The 16,544-nt window shown below is 56.9% G+C and carries 17 protein-coding genes; 14 read left to right on the top strand and 3 right to left on the bottom strand.

Going from position 1 to position 16,544, the window contains the following annotated elements; translation table 11 throughout:
* The first annotated feature begins 115 nt into the window (after positions 1–115).
* On the top strand, positions 116–601 hold the full coding sequence (gene sixA / locus ECL_RS18270) for a phosphohistidine phosphatase SixA (protein WP_014832802.1): 486 nt from the start codon (positions 116–118) through the stop codon (positions 599–601).
* A gap of 46 nt (positions 602–647) precedes the next feature.
* Here sixA and smrB read toward each other — a convergent pair whose 3' ends face one another.
* Positions 648–1,199 (bottom strand): endonuclease SmrB, encoded by a 552-nt coding sequence (gene smrB, locus ECL_RS18265; protein WP_013098153.1) that lies wholly within the window; start codon positions 1,197–1,199, stop codon positions 648–650.
* Positions 1,200–1,344: 145 nt separating this feature from the next.
* On the opposite strand from smrB, the gene prmB reads away from it, so the two are divergent.
* Genes prmB through ECL_RS18235 form a run of 6 tightly spaced genes read left to right on the top strand, consistent with a single transcriptional unit; the run spans position 1,345 to position 5,896 of the window.
* On the top strand, positions 1,345–2,277 hold the full coding sequence (gene prmB / locus ECL_RS18260; protein ID WP_013098152.1) for a 50S ribosomal protein L3 N(5)-glutamine methyltransferase: 933 nt from the start codon (positions 1,345–1,347) through the stop codon (positions 2,275–2,277).
* A 60-nt stretch (positions 2,278–2,337) separates the two neighbouring features.
* Positions 2,338–3,423, top strand: coding sequence for a chorismate synthase (gene aroC / locus ECL_RS18255; protein ID WP_013098151.1), 1,086 nt, complete (start codon positions 2,338–2,340; stop codon positions 3,421–3,423).
* 2 nt (positions 3,424–3,425) lie between these two features.
* On the top strand, positions 3,426–4,250 hold the full coding sequence (gene mepA / locus ECL_RS18250; protein WP_013098150.1) for a penicillin-insensitive murein endopeptidase: 825 nt from the start codon (positions 3,426–3,428) through the stop codon (positions 4,248–4,250).
* Complete coding sequence (locus tag ECL_RS18245) at positions 4,250–5,062, top strand: sulfite exporter TauE/SafE family protein (protein ID WP_013098149.1); 813 nt, start codon at positions 4,250–4,252, stop codon at positions 5,060–5,062. The genes mepA and ECL_RS18245 overlap by 1 nt, the downstream gene beginning before the upstream one ends.
* Positions 5,059–5,604, top strand: coding sequence for an elongation factor P hydroxylase (locus ECL_RS18240; RefSeq protein WP_013098148.1), 546 nt, complete (start codon positions 5,059–5,061; stop codon positions 5,602–5,604). The genes ECL_RS18245 and ECL_RS18240 overlap by 4 nt, the downstream gene beginning before the upstream one ends.
* 13 nt (positions 5,605–5,617) lie before the next feature.
* Positions 5,618–5,896 carry a YfcL family protein gene (locus ECL_RS18235; protein ID WP_013098147.1) on the top strand — a complete coding sequence of 93 codons (279 nt, stop codon included), beginning with the start codon at positions 5,618–5,620 and terminating at the stop codon, positions 5,894–5,896.
* A gap of 36 nt (positions 5,897–5,932) precedes the next feature.
* On the opposite strand, the gene mnmC is transcribed toward ECL_RS18235, so the two are convergent.
* Positions 5,933–7,930: a bifunctional tRNA (5-methylaminomethyl-2-thiouridine)(34)-methyltransferase MnmC2/FAD-dependent 5-carboxymethylaminomethyl-2-thiouridine(34) oxidoreductase MnmC1 gene (gene mnmC / locus ECL_RS18230; protein WP_013098146.1), complete on the bottom strand. Its 1,998-nt coding sequence runs from the start codon at positions 7,928–7,930 to the stop codon at positions 5,933–5,935.
* A gap of 158 nt (positions 7,931–8,088) precedes the next feature.
* Between mnmC and fabB the strand changes: the two genes are divergently transcribed.
* Positions 8,089–9,306: a beta-ketoacyl-ACP synthase I gene (fabB, locus tag ECL_RS18225; protein ID WP_013098145.1), complete on the top strand. Its 1,218-nt coding sequence runs from the start codon at positions 8,089–8,091 to the stop codon at positions 9,304–9,306.
* A gap of 69 nt (positions 9,307–9,375) precedes the next feature.
* Positions 9,376–10,554, top strand: coding sequence for an MFS transporter (locus ECL_RS18220; protein ID WP_013098144.1), 1,179 nt, complete (start codon positions 9,376–9,378; stop codon positions 10,552–10,554).
* A 90-nt stretch (positions 10,555–10,644) separates the two neighbouring features.
* Here ECL_RS18220 and flk read toward each other — a convergent pair whose 3' ends face one another.
* The gene (gene flk, locus ECL_RS18215) at positions 10,645–11,649 is read right to left on the bottom strand and encodes a flagella biosynthesis regulator Flk (RefSeq protein ID WP_013098143.1); all 1,005 of its coding nucleotides are present in this window, start codon (positions 11,647–11,649) and stop codon (positions 10,645–10,647) included.
* Positions 11,650–11,762: 113 nt separating this feature from the next.
* On the opposite strand from flk, the gene pdxB reads away from it, so the two are divergent.
* From pdxB to accD, 5 genes are all read left to right on the top strand, one after another.
* On the top strand, positions 11,763–12,899 hold the full coding sequence (gene pdxB / locus ECL_RS18210) for a 4-phosphoerythronate dehydrogenase PdxB (protein ID WP_013098142.1): 1,137 nt from the start codon (positions 11,763–11,765) through the stop codon (positions 12,897–12,899).
* Positions 12,900–12,966: 67 nt separating this feature from the next.
* The gene (locus tag ECL_RS18205; RefSeq protein WP_013098141.1) at positions 12,967–13,980 is read left to right on the top strand and encodes an aspartate-semialdehyde dehydrogenase; all 1,014 of its coding nucleotides are present in this window, start codon (positions 12,967–12,969) and stop codon (positions 13,978–13,980) included.
* Positions 13,980–14,792, top strand: a complete 813-nt coding sequence (truA, locus tag ECL_RS18200) for a tRNA pseudouridine(38-40) synthase TruA (protein ID WP_013098140.1) — start codon at positions 13,980–13,982, stop codon at positions 14,790–14,792. The genes ECL_RS18205 and truA overlap by 1 nt, the downstream gene beginning before the upstream one ends.
* A 28-nt stretch (positions 14,793–14,820) precedes the next feature.
* Complete coding sequence (locus tag ECL_RS18195) at positions 14,821–15,480, top strand: DedA family protein (RefSeq protein ID WP_013098139.1); 660 nt, start codon at positions 14,821–14,823, stop codon at positions 15,478–15,480.
* Between the two features lie 154 nt (positions 15,481–15,634).
* Positions 15,635–16,540: an acetyl-CoA carboxylase, carboxyltransferase subunit beta gene (gene accD / locus ECL_RS18190; protein WP_013098138.1), complete on the top strand. Its 906-nt coding sequence runs from the start codon at positions 15,635–15,637 to the stop codon at positions 16,538–16,540.
* Positions 16,541–16,544 lie beyond the last annotated feature (4 nt).

Raw genomic sequence — 16,544 nt, 5'->3', positions numbered from 1 at the left:
AGCGTTTCATTCACCGAATGGATCAGGCACAATGCCCGGCCATCGGGTTTTCTACCTCAAGCATTAATCGCGGGTAGTTAACGCCGGTGATTCTGGTTAACAAAAGCGGTGCAATATGCAAGTTTTTATCATGCGTCACGGCGACGCGGCACTCGATGCCGCCAGTGACTCAGTACGTCCTTTAACCGTCTGCGGCTGCGACGAATCTCGTCAGATGGCGAACTGGCTTAAAGGTCAAAAAGTGGACATTGAACGCGTTCTGGTGAGTCCGTTCCTGCGTGCTGAACAGACGCTGGATGTGGTAGGGGAGTGTATGAACCTGCCGACCAGCGTGGATGTTCTCCCTGAACTCACGCCGTGTGGTGATGTCGGCCTTGTCAGTGCCTACCTGCAGGCGCTGTGCAATGAAGGTGTCGCTTCTGCACTGGTCATTTCCCACCTGCCACTGGTTGGCTATCTGGTATCTGAACTGTGCCCGGGCGAGACGCCACCGATGTTTACAACCTCCGCCATTGCCAACGTCACCCTCGACGAAACCGGCAAAGGGGTCTTCAACTGGCAAATGAGTCCATGCAATCTCCGGATGGCGAAAGCAATCTGAGGTGACGTGCGATAAGGCGGGAGCCACTATGCCTCCCGCCATGTTCTCAGGGCAGTTCTGGCGGTTGCCACTCCTCAACTTCTATCAACACCAGCAAGGCGGCATCTCCGCCGTACTCTTTGGGCGCCTGATGAAACGCCATCACGTGTGGATGCTGAGCCAGCCACAGCGGCGTTTGTTGCTTAAGAACATGTTTACCGTGGCCGTGCATCACGCAGGCACAAAACACATGTTCGCGGCGACAGGCGGCAATCAACGCCCCCAGCTCCTGTTTCGCCTGCATCTGCGTCAAACCATGCAAATCGAGAAACAGCTCGGGTGAATAATCTCCCCGGCGTAATTTTTTCAGCTCAAAGTGGCTGACATCTTCGCGAACGTACTTGACCGCACCCTGCGTGTTAAGCAGCGGCTGAAACTCATCGGAAAAATAGTGGCTATTATCCGCCTGCTCCTGCAATAGCCTTTTGACCGGTACTTCGCTGACTTTTTTGCGCATCGGCCGGTGGACAATGGTGTCCTGCTTGATTTGACGCGTCCCGGTCATGAGCTGACGGAAGAGCGCCTGATCCTCCTCGCTGAGCGATGTTTTCTTTTTCATTCGTCGTTCTCATCTCGTATTTCCGATAGTGTACCCGACTAAACGCATTTTTTAACCTCAAGCGGTACGCGTCATTGCTGATTTATCGCCGTCTTCATGGCAAACTAGCCGCCGAAAATTATGCGAGCATGCCCTGGAGGAAAGAGTGGATAAAATTTTTGTCGATGAAGCAGTAAACGAGCTGCATACCATACAGGACATGTTGCGCTGGTCGGTTAGCCGCTTCAGCGCCGCCAATATCTGGTACGGACACGGCACGGATAACCCGTGGGATGAAGCTGTTCAACTGGTGCTGCCTTCTCTCTACCTGCCGCTCGATATTCCGGAAGACATGCGCACCGCGCGTCTGACCTCCAGCGAAAAGCACCGCATCGTTGAGCGTGTGATCCGCCGCGTGAACGAGCGTATTCCGGTAGCCTATCTGACCAACAAAGCCTGGTTCTGCGGTCACGAATTCTATGTTGATGAACGCGTGCTGGTGCCGCGCTCGCCGATTGGTGAGCTGATCAACAACCACTTCGAAGGGCTGATTAACCGTCAACCGCAGCACATTCTGGATATGTGTACCGGCAGCGGCTGCATTGCCATTGCCTGCGCTTATGCCTTCCCGGAAGCGGAAGTGGACGCGGTGGACATCTCCACCGACGCGCTGGCGGTAACCGAGCACAACATTGAAGAACACGGGCTGATCCACCATGTTACGCCTATCCGCTCCGATCTGTTCCGTGACCTGCCGACGCTGCAGTACGATCTGATCGTAACCAACCCGCCGTACGTGGATGCGGAAGATATGTCCGATCTGCCGAACGAATATCGTCACGAGCCAGAATTGGGCCTGGCATCGGGTTCTGACGGCCTGAAGCTGACCCGCCGCATTCTGGCCTGCGCACCGGATTATCTGACCGACGACGGTGTTCTGATTTGTGAAGTGGGCAACAGCATGGTACATCTGATAGAGCAGTACCCGGATGTGCCGTTCACCTGGCTTGAGTTCGACAACGGCGGTGACGGCGTCTTTATGCTGACCAAAGCGCAGCTGCTCGACGCGCGCGAACATTTCAGCATCTACAAAGATTAATCCAGCGGGCTTCGGCCCGTTTCACAACGCTCACACACAAATAACGACATCGGAGCCGTGATGGCAGGAAACAGTATTGGACAAATATTCCGCGTGACCACCTTTGGTGAGTCGCACGGGCTGGCACTGGGCTGTATTGTTGACGGCGTACCGCCAGGCATCGAACTCACCGAAGCCGATTTACAGCACGACCTTGACCGTCGTCGTCCGGGCACCTCTCGCTACACCACGCAGCGTCGCGAGCCGGACCAGGTCAAAATACTCTCAGGCGTTTTTGAAGGCCGCACCACCGGGACCAGTATTGGTCTGCTGATTGAAAACACCGACCAACGTTCTCAGGACTACGGTGCCATCAAGGATGTGTTCCGTCCAGGCCACGCTGACTACACCTACGAACAAAAGTACGGTTTTCGCGACTATCGCGGCGGTGGGCGCTCCTCCGCGCGTGAAACTGCGATGCGCGTCGCCGCAGGGGCAATTGCCAAGAAATACCTGCAGCAGAAATTTGGCATCGTGATCCGCGGGTGCCTGACCCAGATGGGTGACATTCCGCTGGCCATTAAAGACTGGGAGCAGGTCGAACAAAACCCGTTCTTCTGTGCTGATGTTGAGAAGCTGGAGGCGCTGGACGAGCTGATGCGTGGCCTGAAAAAAGAGGGCGACTCTATCGGTGCAAAAGTGACCGTGGTGGCTGACGGCGTACCGCCAGGCTGGGGTGAGCCTGTATTTGACCGTCTGGACGCGGACATTGCCCACGCGCTGATGAGCATCAATGCAGTGAAGGGCGTCGAAATTGGCGACGGTTTTGACGTGGTTCAGCTTCGCGGCAGCCAGAACCGTGACGAAATTACAAAAAAGGGCTTCCAGAGCAATCATGCGGGTGGCATTCTCGGCGGCATCAGCAGCGGGCAGCAAATTATTGCCAATATCGCGCTGAAGCCAACGTCCAGCATTACCGTACCGGGCCACACGATTAACCGCTCTGGTGAAGAAGTTGAGATGATCACCAAAGGACGTCACGATCCGTGTGTCGGGATCCGCGCGGTGCCAATCGCAGAAGCCATGCTGGCAATCGTGTTGATGGATCACTTCCTGCGCCAGCGTGCGCAGAATGCGGATGTGACGACCACCATTCCACGCTGGTAACTATGAAAAAAACCGCAATTGCTCTGCTGGCGCTACTCGCCAGTGGGGCCAGTCTGGCCGCCACGCCATGGCAAAAAATCACTCACCCGGTGGCGGGAAGCGCGCAGTCGATTGGTGCGTTCTCCAATGGCTGTATCGTTGGTGCGCAGGAACTTCCTCTGCAGTCGGATACTTATCAGGTGATGCGTACCGACCAGCGTCGTTACTTCGGCCACCCGGATCTGGTGCTGTTTATCCAGCGTCTGGGCAACCAGGTGCATAACCTGGGGCTGGGTACGATGCTGATTGGCGATATGGGTATGCCTGCTGGCGGTCGTTTCAACGGTGGGCACGCCAGTCACCAGACCGGGCTGGATGTGGATATTTTCCTGCAGTTGCCTAAAACGCGCTGGACCTCGGCCCAACTGCTGAAGCCGCAGGCGCTGGATCTGGTGGCGCGCGACGGCAAAAGCGTTGTGCCGTCGCTGTGGACACCGGATGTTTTCAGCCTGATTAAGCTGGCAGCGAAGGACAACGAGGTCACGCGGATCTTCGTTAACCCGGCCATCAAGCAGCAGCTCTGCCTGGATGAGGGAACCGATCGCGACTGGCTGCGCAAAGTGCGTCCGTGGTTCCAGCATCGTGCGCATATGCACGTACGTCTGCGCTGCCCGGCAAACAGTCTGGAATGTGAAGATCAGCCGCTACCACCGCCAGGCGATGGCTGCGGTGCGGAACTGCAAAGCTGGTTTGAACCGGCAAAACCTGGAACCTCTAAGCCTGAGAAGAAGACATCGCCTCCGTTGCCGCCTTCCTGCCAGGCGCTACTGGATGAGCATGTACTTTAATGGATAATTTCGTCGACCTGTTTATGGTGTCACCGCTGCTGCTGGTGGTGCTGTTCTTTGTGGCAATGCTGGCCGGTTTTATCGATGCCCTCGCGGGCGGTGGCGGATTGCTTACCGTTCCGGCGCTGCTGGCGGCGGGCATGAGCCCGGCTCAGGCGCTTGCCACCAACAAGCTTCAGGCCTGCGGCGGGTCCCTTTCCGCGTCGCTCTATTTTATTCGCCGTAAGGTGGTCAATCTAGCCGACCAGAAGCTCAATATTCTGATGACCTTCATCGGCTCAACCTCCGGTGCGCTGTTGGTTCAGCACGTACAGTCTGACATTCTGCGTCAGATCCTGCCGGTGCTGGTCATCTGTATTGGCCTCTACTTTCTGCTGATGCCTAAGCTTGGTGAAGAGGACAGGCAGCGTCGACTGCATGGTCTGCCGTTCGCGCTTATCGCAGGCGGCTGCGTCGGGTTTTACGATGGCTTCTTTGGCCCAGGCGCCGGGTCGTTCTATGCCCTGGCGTTTGTCACGCTGGCCGGATTTAACCTCGCCAAATCTACCGCCCACGCTAAAGTGCTGAATGCCACCTCGAACGTCGGCGGTCTGCTGCTGTTTATCATCGGCGGCAAGGTTATCTGGGCAACCGGGTTTGTGATGATGGCGGGGCAGTTTTTAGGCGCGCGCGCGGGCTCGCGTCTGGTATTAAGCAAAGGACAGAAGCTGATTCGCCCGATGATCGTCATCGTCTCGGCGGTGATGAGCGCCAAGCTTCTTTATGACAGCCATGGACAGGAGATCCTCACCTGGCTGGGGATGAACGCATGAACAGTACGCATAACTATGAACAGCTGATTGAGATTTTTGACGGCTGTTTTGCTGATGATTTTAATACCCGTCTGATTAAAGGCGACGACGAACCGATCTATCTTCCTGCTGATGCAGAGGTGCCCTATAACCGCATCGTGTTTGCGCATGGTTTTTACGCCAGTGGCCTGCATGAGATTTCACACTGGTGCATTGCGGGAAAAGCGCGTCGCGAGCTGGTGGACTTTGGTTACTGGTACTGTCCGGACGGACGTGACGCGGCCACGCAGGGTCAGTTTGAAGATGTGGAAGTCAAACCGCAGGCGCTGGAGTGGCTGTTCTGCGTGGCGGCGGGTTTCCCGTTCAACGTCAGCTGTGACAATCTCGAAGGGGATTTCGAGCCAGACCGTATTCTCTTCCAGCGCCGCGTACATGCGCAGGTGATGGAGTATCTTGAGAAAGGCATCCCGGAACGCCCGGCACGCCTGATCAAGGCTTTACAGAATTATTACCATACGCCGGAGATCACGGCGGAATGCTTCCCGTGGCCGGAAGATCTTTAACAGAGGAAAGAAGATGATCGCAGAATTTGAATCACGCATTCTGGCGTTAATTGATGACATGGTGGAACACGCCAGTGATGATGAGCTGTTCGCCAGCGGTTATCTGCGTGGTCACCTGACGCTGGCCGTTGCCGAGCTGGAAGCTGGGGACGATCACTCTGCCGAGGCCATTCATGATGAAGTGAGCCGCAGCCTGGAAAAAGCCATCCAGGCGGGCGAGCTTTCTCCCCGCGACCAGTCTCTGGTGCTGGGTATGTGGGACAACCTGTTCCAGCAGGCGAAAGCGAAGTAAGCGTTTCACCTCCCTCTCCCGGTGGGAGAGGGCACCCTATTTAACCTGCTTCCCCTTCAGCAATTTCCGCACCCACAAACGATTCGGATTCAGCCCTGCGAGCGTGGTGCTGTCCAGCGGAATGGGCTCATCGCTCATTTGCGCCGCTAACGCTTCAGCCAGCAGCGGTGCAGAACACAACCCGCGCGAGCCCAGCCCGCCCAGCATAAACAGCTCCGGATGAACCGGTGAGACCACAGCCGTCTCCTTGTGTTCAGCCAGATCCTGATACGCCTCAAGCGTTGCCTCATAGTCCGGTACATTTCCCGCCATGGGCAGATGATCGCGGGTGGCACAGCGTACGCCGCAGCGCGCTTCGCCCCCGCTGACGTCAACCTCTCTCGCCCACGCCGCGTCCGGGAAGCAGTCAATCAGGCGCTGGCGGTTCTGCTGCTGATCTTCCTCGCGGTAATGCGTGTCTGTTTCACCGCGATGGTAACTGGCACCAATGCAGTGATGAGCGTTAGACGGATTTTGCGGCGTCAGGTAGCCGTCATAGCACAGCACCTGGCGCAGTTGGCTCAGTGCAGGCGCGGTCGGAATATGGCTCACCTGGCCGCCAACCGGATAAACGGGCAATGTCTCTGTCTGGACAAACTGATTGATGTGATGTCCGTTTGCCAGCACAACGCTGGCATGCGTGGCCTCTTTGCCATCGGCAAAGCACAGGGTCCAGTGGGCTGTCAGGCTAAGCGATGCAACCTTATGAGCATAATGCACCGTCAGCCCGCGTGACTGTGCCAGGGTAATCGCCGCAGTGGTCAGTTCGGCAGGGCACAGCCAGCCGCCGAGCGGATACTGAATACCGCCGCAGCCCGTCTCAACGCCGGTGGTGTCTGTCACCGTTTTCGCACTTACCGCGCGGGCAATCTCTTCCGGCAGGCCCAGCGACAGCATCTGCGCGATTTTTTGCTGGCTCTTTTCATCCCAGCCGAGCTGCGTCACGCCGCACCAGTCATGGTCGAACGCCACCGGAAGGGTGTCGTATACGCGACGGGCAAAGGTAAAGGCCGCGGGGAAAAACTGGAACAGCGCCGGGTCGTGCGCGCTTAAAAGCGGATAAAGGGCTCCCTGACGGTTGCCGGAGGCGCCGTTTGCCGGAGCCGGGTCAGCACAGTAGAGCGTCACCTGCCAGCCACGGTGTAAAAGCGCGAGCGAAAGCAGGGCGCTGGCAATCCCTCCGCCGATTATCGCCACCTCACGGGAGGCGCTGGCGCGGCGTGCAAACCAGGGCGCCCGGGCGGGGATCGCCAGCGTCTGCTCCATCGTCCCGACCAGCATGTCGCGCTTGCGGCCAAACCCTTTGGTTTTTCGCATCGTAAAGCCTGCTTCCTGTAAGCCGCGGCGGACAAACCCCGCCGAGGTAAAGGTCGCGAGCGTTGCGCCAGGCCGCGCCAGACGCGCCATGGCGCTAAACAGATGCTGACTCCACATCTCCGGGTTTTTGGCTGGCGCAAACCCGTCAAGGAACCACGCGTCCACCTTCTGGTTCATCGAATCATCAAGCTTATCGGTCAGTTCGTTGATATCGCCGAGCCATAAGTCCAGCGTGACGCGTCCACCGTCCAGCAGCAGACGATGGCAACCGCCGATGGCGGGCGGCCACTGCGCCTGAAGCTGTTCAGCCCACGGGGCAAGCTCCGGCCAGCGCTGGTGCGCCAGGTGCAGGTCGTGCGCGGTGAGTGGAAATTTTTCGAAACTGATGAAATGTAATCTTTGTAGCGTAGCCTCAGGATGGGCAGCGTGAAACTGGTCGAAAGCCTGCCAGAGGGTCAAAAAATTCAGGCCGGTACCGAAACCGCTCTCTGCGACGACAAACAGACTGCGCGGATGGGCGGGAAAGCGTGCGCTGAGCTGATTTCCGTCGAGGAAAACATAGCGGGTTTCTTCCAGTCCGTTATCATTAGAAAAATAGACGTCATCAAAATCTCGGGAAACAGGTGTACCCTCAGCGTTGAATTCGAGGTTGGCGGGTTGTATAGCGTTTTGTTTCACGTAAGTTACTCGTCTGACAGGCAGTGGCACGATCTTAACGATGTGAGTCCATCGGTGCAAATTTCCGCAGAAAATGTCTGATCGGACTTGTTCGGCGTACAAGTGTACGCTATTGTGCGACTCGAAACTTACTATAGTGCGACTTACAGAGGTATTGAATGAAACGTGCAGTGATTACTGGCCTGGGCATTGTTTCCAGCATCGGTAATAACCAGCAGGAAGTCCTGGCATCTCTGCGTGAAGGACGCTCCGGGATCACTTTCTCTGAAGAGTTTAAAGATTCAGGTATGCGTAGCCACGTATGGGGTAACGTCAAACTGGACACCACCGGTTTGATTGACCGTAAAGTGGTTCGTTTCATGAACGATGCCTCTATTTATGCTTATCTCTCCATGCAGGAAGCGATCAAAGATTCGGGCCTGAGCGAAGAGGTTTACCAGAACAACCCGCGCGTAGGTCTGATTGCCGGTTCCGGTGGTTCATCCAAAGCGCAGGTATTCGGTGCTGACGCCATGCGTAGCCCGCGTGGTCTGAAAGCAGTAGGTCCGTACGTGGTAACCAAAGCCATGGGTTCTGCGGTTTCCGCGTGCCTGGCAACCCCATTCAAAATTCACGGTGTAAACTACTCCATCAGCTCTGCATGTGCGACGTCCGCACACTGCATCGGTAATGCTGTTGAGCAGATCCAACTGGGTAAACAGGACATCGTATTTGCTGGCGGCGGTGAAGAGCTGGGCTGGGAAATGGCCTGTGAATTCGACGCGATGGGTGCCCTGTCTACCAAATACAATGAAACTCCGGCTAAAGCATCCCGTACCTATGATGCGCACCGTGACGGTTTTGTTATCGCAGGCGGCGGCGGTATGGTTGTGGTTGAAGAGCTGGAACACGCTCTGGCACGTGGCGCGCACATCTACGCTGAGATCGTGGGCTACGGTGCAACGTCTGACGGCGCTGACATGGTTGCTCCATCCGGCGAAGGTGCGGTGCGCTGCATGAAGATGGCGATGCACGGCGTTGATACCCCAATCGACTACCTGAACTCCCACGGGACTTCTACGCCGGTAGGCGATGTGAAAGAACTGGGTGCGATCCGTGAAGTCTTCGGCGACAACAGCCCGGCAATCTCCGCGACCAAAGCCATGACCGGTCACTCTCTGGGTGCAGCTGGCGTGCAGGAAGCAATCTACTCTCTGCTGATGCTGGAAAATGGCTTTATCGCGCCAAGCATCAACATCGAAGAGATGGACGAGCAGGCAGCGGGCCTGAACATCGTGACCGAAACCACCGAACGTGAGCTGACGACCGTAATGTCCAACAGCTTCGGTTTTGGCGGCACCAACGCCACGCTGGTGATGCGCAAGCTGAAAGCGTAAGCGTTTGAAGGTATAGTAGAAGGGAGCCGCGAGGCTCCCTTTTTTTTATGCCTGAACACGGAGTTACGCATGAAGGCCGTTATCCCTGAGAAGAGTACCCCTTCCGGGAACCTTTCCCTTTTCCGTATCGCCTTTGCGGTATTTCTGACCTACATGACCGTTGGCCTGCCGCTGCCTGTTATCCCGCTGTTTGTTCACCAGGAGCTGGGCTACGGCAATACCCTGGTTGGCATCGCCGTGGGTATTCAGTTTTTAGCTACCGTATTAACCCGCGGCTACGCCGGGCGTCTGGCGGACCAGCACGGTGCCAAACGCTCAGCGCTGCAGGGCATGTTTGCCTGCGGGCTGGCGGGCGCAGCGTGGCTGCTTGCCGCGCTTCTGCCGGTCGACGCGGCGTATAAATTTGCCCTGCTGGTGGTGGGACGTTTGATTCTCGGCTTTGGTGAAAGCCAGCTGCTGACCGGCACCCTGACCTGGGGAATGGGGCTGGTAGGCCCTGCGCGCTCGGGCAAGGTGATGTCCTGGAACGGTATGGCTATCTATGGAGCACTCGCGGCAGGTGCGCCGCTGGGGCTGTTGATCCACAGCCAGTTCGGTTTTGCCGCGCTGGCGGCCACCACCATGCTGTTACCGCTGCTGGCATGGGCATTTAACGGCTCGGTGCGCAAAGTACCTGCCCATAAAGGTGAGCGTCCTTCCCTGTGGAGCGTAATAGGTCAAATCTGGCAGCCGGGGCTGGGGCTGGCGCTACAGGGTGTGGGCTTCGCGGTGATTGGGACATTCGTTTCGCTGTACTTTATGAGCCGCGGCTGGGCGATGGCGGGCTTTACGCTAACCGCCTTTGGTGGCGCGTTTGTCCTGATGCGCGTGCTGTTCGGCTGGATGCCGGATCGCTTTGGTGGCGTGAAGGTGGCCGTGGCGTCGCTGGTGATTGAGACCCTCGGTTTGCTGCTGCTGTGGTATGCCCCTGTGGCCTCCGTTGCCCTTCTCGGAGCGGCACTGACCGGCTGTGGCTGTTCCCTGATCTTCCCGGCGCTGGGGGTTGAGGTGGTAAAACGCGTCGCGCCACAGGTGCGCGGTACGGCGTTGGGCGGTTATGCGGCGTTTCAGGACATCTCATACGGTGTCACCGGACCGCTGGCGGGGCTCCTGGCCACGTCGTTTGGTTATCCGTCCGTCTTCCTGGCAGGTGCGGTTTCAGCGGTGGTGGGGATTGTGGTGACGCTGGTGGCGTTTCGCAGGTCTTGAGCCGTTGTTGCCGGGTGGCGGCTTCGCCTTACCCGGCCTACCGTTCGGGTCGTTGTAGGCCCGGTAAGCGCAGCGCCACCGGGCAAAACATCAGGCAACCAGCCAGAAAATTGCCAGCGCAATCAGTAACGCAATAAACAGTAATCCCGGACGCGCAGAGAGGGTTCTGAAGGTCTCCACCACCGGCGCAAACAGCGGGCTATAGATCGGTTGAATATCCCTGACTTCCGGCACGCCGCCTTCGCGCTCGGCGCGGCGAATAAAGATCTGATTCAGCAAATCTTGCACCTGCGCGGTGGTCAGTACCGTTTGCGGCGTGGCCTGCCAGGTCTGCTGGGCGTAATCCCTAATCACCTCAAATTCATGCGGCTCCAGCGGCTGCTTCAGTGCCGCCTGTAGCGTATGCAGGGTAGGGGTACTTTGGGTGCTCAGCGTCTGGCGAGCCTGTAGCCAGGTGACCAGATGCGTAAACTGTTTGGCCGGGATCAGCTCACCCGCCTTCACGCCGGAAAGCTCGAGCATCGACTGCCATATAAGCTTCGTTGACTCGCCGGTGGCGGCGGCCAGCCTGGTCACCATCTGGTTCAACGTATTGTGTTCAGCAGGCAGCAGCGGACGCTCGGTTGACGGACGCTGTTGCGGTTGCGGGATGGTCAGCTGATTGGTTTGCAGCAGCGTCAGCACGGTTTTCAGCTGCTCTGGCGTTAGCTGGCTCAGGGCGGTCTGGCCAAACTGCTGGCGAATGAAATCACTGACTGCCTGACGGTTGTTGCCCTGGCTCAACAGCTCGGTCAGTTGTGCAACTATCTGGCGAGTGGTGTGATTTTGCTGTGCGGCGGTAATACGCTGATTCAGATTTTGCTCGGCCGCAGGGAAGTGGCGCGACTGCAACGGTGCATCGTTCCGGACGCCTAAATCATGCTTTACCCCGGCCCAGACTTCCGCATTTTGCTGTGAAGTGAGCGCGGTCAGGCGCGTGATCAGGCGCTCCAGCACGGTGCGCTGTTGCGTGGAAAGCGGTTGTTCACCTGCAACGTTTGGCGTGACAGGGCCTTCACCCGGAGGGCGTGGTGGCGTACCTGAAATAGGCTGCATCGTCAAAAATCCTTAAAGTCAAAACTCAGCGTAAACCCGGCATGCATATATGCCTGGCGGCCAGATTATGGCACACTTGGCAGGTTTTCTTCCTCTCAAACAGGTACTCAGACGTGAAAATCCTCGTTGATGAAAATATGCCTTACGCCCGCGAGCTCTTTAGCCGCCTTGGTAATGTTAAGGCTGTCCCTGGTCGACCCATTCCGGTAAACGAGCTGGATGATGCCGATGCCCTGATGGTGCGCTCGGTGACCAAAGTAAATGAGGCGTTGCTCTCCGGCAAAGCGATTAAATTCGTCGGAACCGCAACGGCCGGGACGGATCATGTGGATGACAAATGGCTTACGCAGGCGGGGATCGGGTTTTCCGCCGCGCCTGGCTGTAACGCCATTGCGGTAGTGGAATACGTTTTCTCTTCTCTGCTGATGCTGGCAGAGCGCGACGGTTTTGCGCTGAAAGACCGCACCGTAGGCATTGTCGGGGGGGGGAACGTGGGGGGACGCCTGCACAAACGCCTTGAGGCGTTAGGCATTCGCACCCTGCTATGCGACCCGCCGCGTAAAGACAACGGTGATGAAGGCGACTTCCGCACCCTGGATGAGCTGGTTGAAGCATGTGACGTCATCACCTTCCATACGCCCCTCTTCAAAGAGGGGGCCTATAAGACGCTCCATCTTGCTGACGAGGCGCTGATCCGTCGTCTGAAGGCTGGCACTATTCTGATAAATGCCTGTCGTGGCCCGGTCGTCGATAACGCCGCGCTGCTGAAATGTCTGGAAGAGGGGCAGGATCTCAGCGTGGTGCTGGACGTCTGGGAGCCGGAGCCCGATCTCAACGTTGCGCTGCTGAACAAGGTCGACGTTGCAACCGCGCATATTGCGGGTTATACACTCGAAGGAAAGGCCCGTGGTACCACCCAGGTCTTTGAGGCCTATAGCGCCTTTATTGGCCGTCCGCAGCAGGTGGCGCTGGACACCTTACTCCCCGCGCCTGAATTTGGCCGCATTACCCTGCATGGCCCGCTCGATCAGGCAACGCTGAAAAGGCTGGTTCATTTGGTGTATGATGTGCGCCGCGATGATGCGCTGCTGCGTAAAGTGGCGGGGATCCCGGGGGAGTTTGACAAGCTGCGCAAGAATTACGTTGAGCGCCGTGAATGGTCTTCTCTGTATGTCATGTGCGATGACGCAGCGGCGGCAACGCTGCTGCATAAACTGGGTTTTAACGCCGTTCATCACCCGGCGCATTAATGTCTTCTTAACGCTCCCTGTTGGATACTCCGACAGGGACGCTTTTTTATTTCTGGAGTAAACCACCATGTCTGAAGGCTGGAACATTGCCATTTTAGGTGCCACGGGTGCCGTGGGTGAAGCCCTGCTCGAAACCCTTGCTGAGCGTCAGTTCCCGGTGGGTGATATCTATGCACTGGCGCGCACTGACAGCGCCGGTGAGCATCTGCGTTTTGGCGGCAAATCCGTCATGGTTCAGGACGCCGCCGAATTCGACTGGACGCAGGCGCAGCTGGCCTTTTTTGCGGCAGGTGCTGAAGCCACCGCGTCGTACATTGAAGACGCGACGAATTCTGGCTGTCTGGTGATCGATCTGAGCGGCCTGTTCTCGATGGAGCCGGATGTCCCGCTGGTGGTGCCGGACGTGAACCCGTTTGTCCTGGCCGACTACCGTAACCGCAATATCATTGCGGTTCCCAATAGCCTGACCAGCCAGCTGCTGACCGCTCTTAAACCTTTAATCGACGATGGCGGTCTGTCGCGTATCACCGTGACCAGCCTGCTTTCCGCTTCTGCGCAAGGCAAAAAGGCCGTCGACGCGCTGGCCGGACAGAGTGCGAAGCTCCTGAACGGCATCCCGATTGACGAAGACGATTTCTTCGGCCGTCAGCTGGCATTCAATATGCTGCCGCTGCTGCCGGATCGTGAAGGCTCCGTGCGCGAAGAGCGCCGTATCGTCGACGAAGCGCGCAAAATTCTGCAGGACGAGGGGCTGATGATCTCCGCAAATGTCGTTCAGTCGCCGGTCTTTTACGGTCATGCGCAGATGGTAGGTTTCGAAGCCCTGCGTCCGCTGGCCGCAGAAGAAGCGCGTGATGCGTTCGGCCGCGGTGAAGACATTGTGCTCTCCGAAGAGAGTGAATTCCCGACGCAGGTTGGCGATGCCACCGGCAGCGCACACCTCTCGGTGGGCTGCGTACGGAATGATTACGGTATGCCGGAGCAGGTTCAGTTCTGGTCCGTAGCCGATAACGTGCGCTTCGGCGGCGCGCTGATGGCGGTCAAAATCGCTGAAAAACTGGTGCAGGAGTATCTGTACTGATGTCAGACGTGGAACAAAAGCCGGTTCATAAAGTCGCCCTCGGTATCGAGTACGACGGCAGTAAATATTATGGCTGGCAGCGTCAAAATGAGGTGCGCAGTGTCCAGGAAAAACTGGAGAAAGCGCTCTCTCAGGTGGCGAACGAACCGATTAACGTCCTGTGTGCAGGGCGCACTGACGCCGGTGTCCACGGAACGGGGCAGGTGGTTCACTTTGAAACCACCGCCGTGCGCAAGGACGCTGCCTGGACGTTGGGTGTAAATGCGAATTTACCTGGTGACATTGCGGTGCGCTGGGTGAAAGCTGTGCCGGATGATTTTCATGCGCGTTTCAGCGCCACCGCGCGCCGTTATCGCTATGTCATCTACAATCAGCGTCTTCGTCCGGCGGTACTAAGCCAGGGCGTGACGCATTTTTATGAACCGCTGGATGCAGAACGTATGCATCGTGCGGCGCAGTGTCTGATTGGTGAAAATGACTTTACCTCGTTTCGTGCGGTGCAGTGTCAGTCCCGCACGCCGTGGCGTAACGTCATGCACATAAACGTCAGCCGTTTTGGCGCGTATGTGGTGGTGGATATCAAAGCCAATGCCTTTGTACATCATATGGTGCGGAATATTGTGGGCAGCCTGATGGAAGTGGGTGCCGGACACCAGCCGGAGAGCTGGATTGCAGAACTGCTGGCAGCGAAGGACAGAACGCTTGCGGCAGCAACGGCGAAAGCGGAAGGGCTGTATCTGGTCTCGGTGGACTATCCGGACCGGTTTGACCTGCCAAAACCGCCAATGGGCCCGCTGTTTCTGGCGGACTAAACAAAGGTGCAATTAAGGCTTAGACAATATGGACGTAATACGTTTTCTGATTGATTTCATTCTGCATATTGATGTTCACCTGGCGGAGTTGGTCGCGCAGTATGGCGTCTGGGTGTATGCCATTCTGTTCCTCATTCTGTTCTGTGAAACCGGTCTGGTAGTCACGCCATTTCTGCCGGGGGATTCGCTGCTGTTCGTCGCGGGGGCGTTATCTGCGCTGCCTGGCAACGATTTGAATGTGCACATAATGGTGGTGCTGATGGTGATCGCCGCAATTGTCGGTGACGCGGTCAACTACACCATTGGACGGGTCTTCGGTGAGCGCTTATTCAGCAATCCGGACTCAAAAATTTTCCGTCGTAGCTATTTAGATAAAACCCACGCGTTTTATGAGCGCCACGGTGGAAAAACCATTATCCTTGCGCGTTTTGTGCCTATTGTGCGTACATTTGCGCCATTTGTGGCGGGAATGGGGCACATGTCCTATCGTCATTTTGCGGCATACAACGTCATTGGCGCGCTGCTGTGGGTGCTGCTCTTTACCTATGCAGGCTACCTGTTTGGCGATCTCCCTGTAGTTCAGGAAAACCTTAAGTTACTGATTGTAGCGATTATTGTGCTTTCTGTTTTACCGGGTGTTATCGAAATCATTCGTCACAAGCGCGCGGCAGCAAAGCAAGCGAAGTAAATGCACGCAGGCGGTTCGACCACTTTTTTATCCAAAGTTTCGGGCTGTTATGTTTTAATGTGCAACATTCATGGTCTGTTGGAGGCAAAAATGGCATTATTCGCCTCTTACAGCAAAACTGGCATACGACCAGGTTCAGGCAGAAAGGTTATCAATGAGCTGGATTGAACGAATTAAAAGCAACATTACCCCAACGCGTAAAGCGAGCATTCCTGAAGGGGTATGGACGAAGTGTGATAGCTGTGGTCAGGTTCTGTATCGCGCAGAACTGGAACGCAATCTTGAGGTGTGTCCGAAGTGTGACCACCACATGCGCATGACGGCGCGTAATCGCCTGCACAGCCTGCTGGACGAAGGTTCTCTGGTAGAACTGGGTAGCGAGCTTGAGCCAAAAGATGTGCTCAAGTTCCGTGATTCCAAAAAATATAAAGATCGTCTGGCCTCTGCACAGAAAGAGACCGGCGAGAAAGACGCGCTGGTCGTGATGAAAGGCACCCTGCACGAGATGCCGGTAGTGGCCGCCGCGTTTGAGTTCTCCTTCATGGGTGGCTCAATGGGTTCCGTGGTCGGTGCGCGCTTTGTGCGTGCTGTTGAGCAGGCGCTGGAAGACAACTGCCCGCTGATCTGCTTCTCCGCCTCTGGCGGTGCACGTATGCAGGAAGCGCTGATGTCGCTGATGCAGATGGCGAAAACCTCTGCTGCGCTGGCTAAAATGCAGGAGCGCGGTCTGCCGTACATCTCTGTACTGACCGACCCAACCATGGGTGGCGTTTCTGCAAGCTTTGCGATGCTGGGCGATCTGAACATCGCTGAGCCAAAAGCGCTGATCGGCTTTGCTGGTCCTCGCGTTATCGAGCAGACCGTACGTGAAAAACTGCCGCCGGGCTTCCAGCGCAGTGAGTTCCTCATTGAGAAAGGCGCGATTGACATGATCGTCCGCCGCCCGGAAATGCGCCTGAAACTGGCGAGCATCCTGGCGAAGCTGATGAATCTGCCGGCGCCGAACCCGGATGAGCCGCGCGAAGGTGTGGTAGTACCGGATCAGGAACCCGAGGCCTGATAAC

This window comes from Enterobacter cloacae subsp. cloacae ATCC 13047 (assembly GCF_000025565.1).
Lineage (GTDB): Bacteria > Pseudomonadota > Gammaproteobacteria > Enterobacterales > Enterobacteriaceae > Enterobacter > Enterobacter cloacae.
This window is presented reverse-complemented; position numbering and strand designations above follow the sequence as displayed.

What these genes read in the sequence shown, in the direction of transcription:
- fabB (WP_013098145.1), top strand. Translation starts at nt 8,089, where the DNA reads ATGAAACGTGCAGTGATTACTGGCCTGGGCATTGTTTCCAGCATCGGT.
- ECL_RS18235 (WP_013098147.1), top strand. Translation starts at nt 5,618, where the DNA reads ATGATCGCAGAATTTGAATCACGCATTCTGGCGTTAATTGATGACATG.
- mepA (WP_013098150.1), top strand. Translation starts at nt 3,426, where the DNA reads ATGAAAAAAACCGCAATTGCTCTGCTGGCGCTACTCGCCAGTGGGGCC.
- ECL_RS18245 (WP_013098149.1), top strand. Translation starts at nt 4,250, where the DNA reads ATGGATAATTTCGTCGACCTGTTTATGGTGTCACCGCTGCTGCTGGTG.
- ECL_RS18205 (WP_013098141.1), top strand. Translation starts at nt 12,967, where the DNA reads ATGTCTGAAGGCTGGAACATTGCCATTTTAGGTGCCACGGGTGCCGTG.
- ECL_RS18195 (WP_013098139.1), top strand. Translation starts at nt 14,821, where the DNA reads ATGGACGTAATACGTTTTCTGATTGATTTCATTCTGCATATTGATGTT.
- sixA (WP_014832802.1), top strand. Translation starts at nt 116, where the DNA reads ATGCAAGTTTTTATCATGCGTCACGGCGACGCGGCACTCGATGCCGCC.
- ECL_RS18240 (WP_013098148.1), top strand. Translation starts at nt 5,059, where the DNA reads ATGAACAGTACGCATAACTATGAACAGCTGATTGAGATTTTTGACGGC.
- truA (WP_013098140.1), top strand. Translation starts at nt 13,980, where the DNA reads ATGTCAGACGTGGAACAAAAGCCGGTTCATAAAGTCGCCCTCGGTATC.
- accD (WP_013098138.1), top strand. Translation starts at nt 15,635, where the DNA reads ATGAGCTGGATTGAACGAATTAAAAGCAACATTACCCCAACGCGTAAA.
- aroC (WP_013098151.1), top strand. Translation starts at nt 2,338, where the DNA reads ATGGCAGGAAACAGTATTGGACAAATATTCCGCGTGACCACCTTTGGT.
- smrB (WP_013098153.1), bottom strand. Translation starts at nt 1,199, where the DNA reads ATGAAAAAGAAAACATCGCTCAGCGAGGAGGATCAGGCGCTCTTCCGT.
- ECL_RS18220 (WP_013098144.1), top strand. Translation starts at nt 9,376, where the DNA reads ATGAAGGCCGTTATCCCTGAGAAGAGTACCCCTTCCGGGAACCTTTCC.
- flk (WP_013098143.1), bottom strand. Translation starts at nt 11,649, where the DNA reads ATGCAGCCTATTTCAGGTACGCCACCACGCCCTCCGGGTGAAGGCCCT.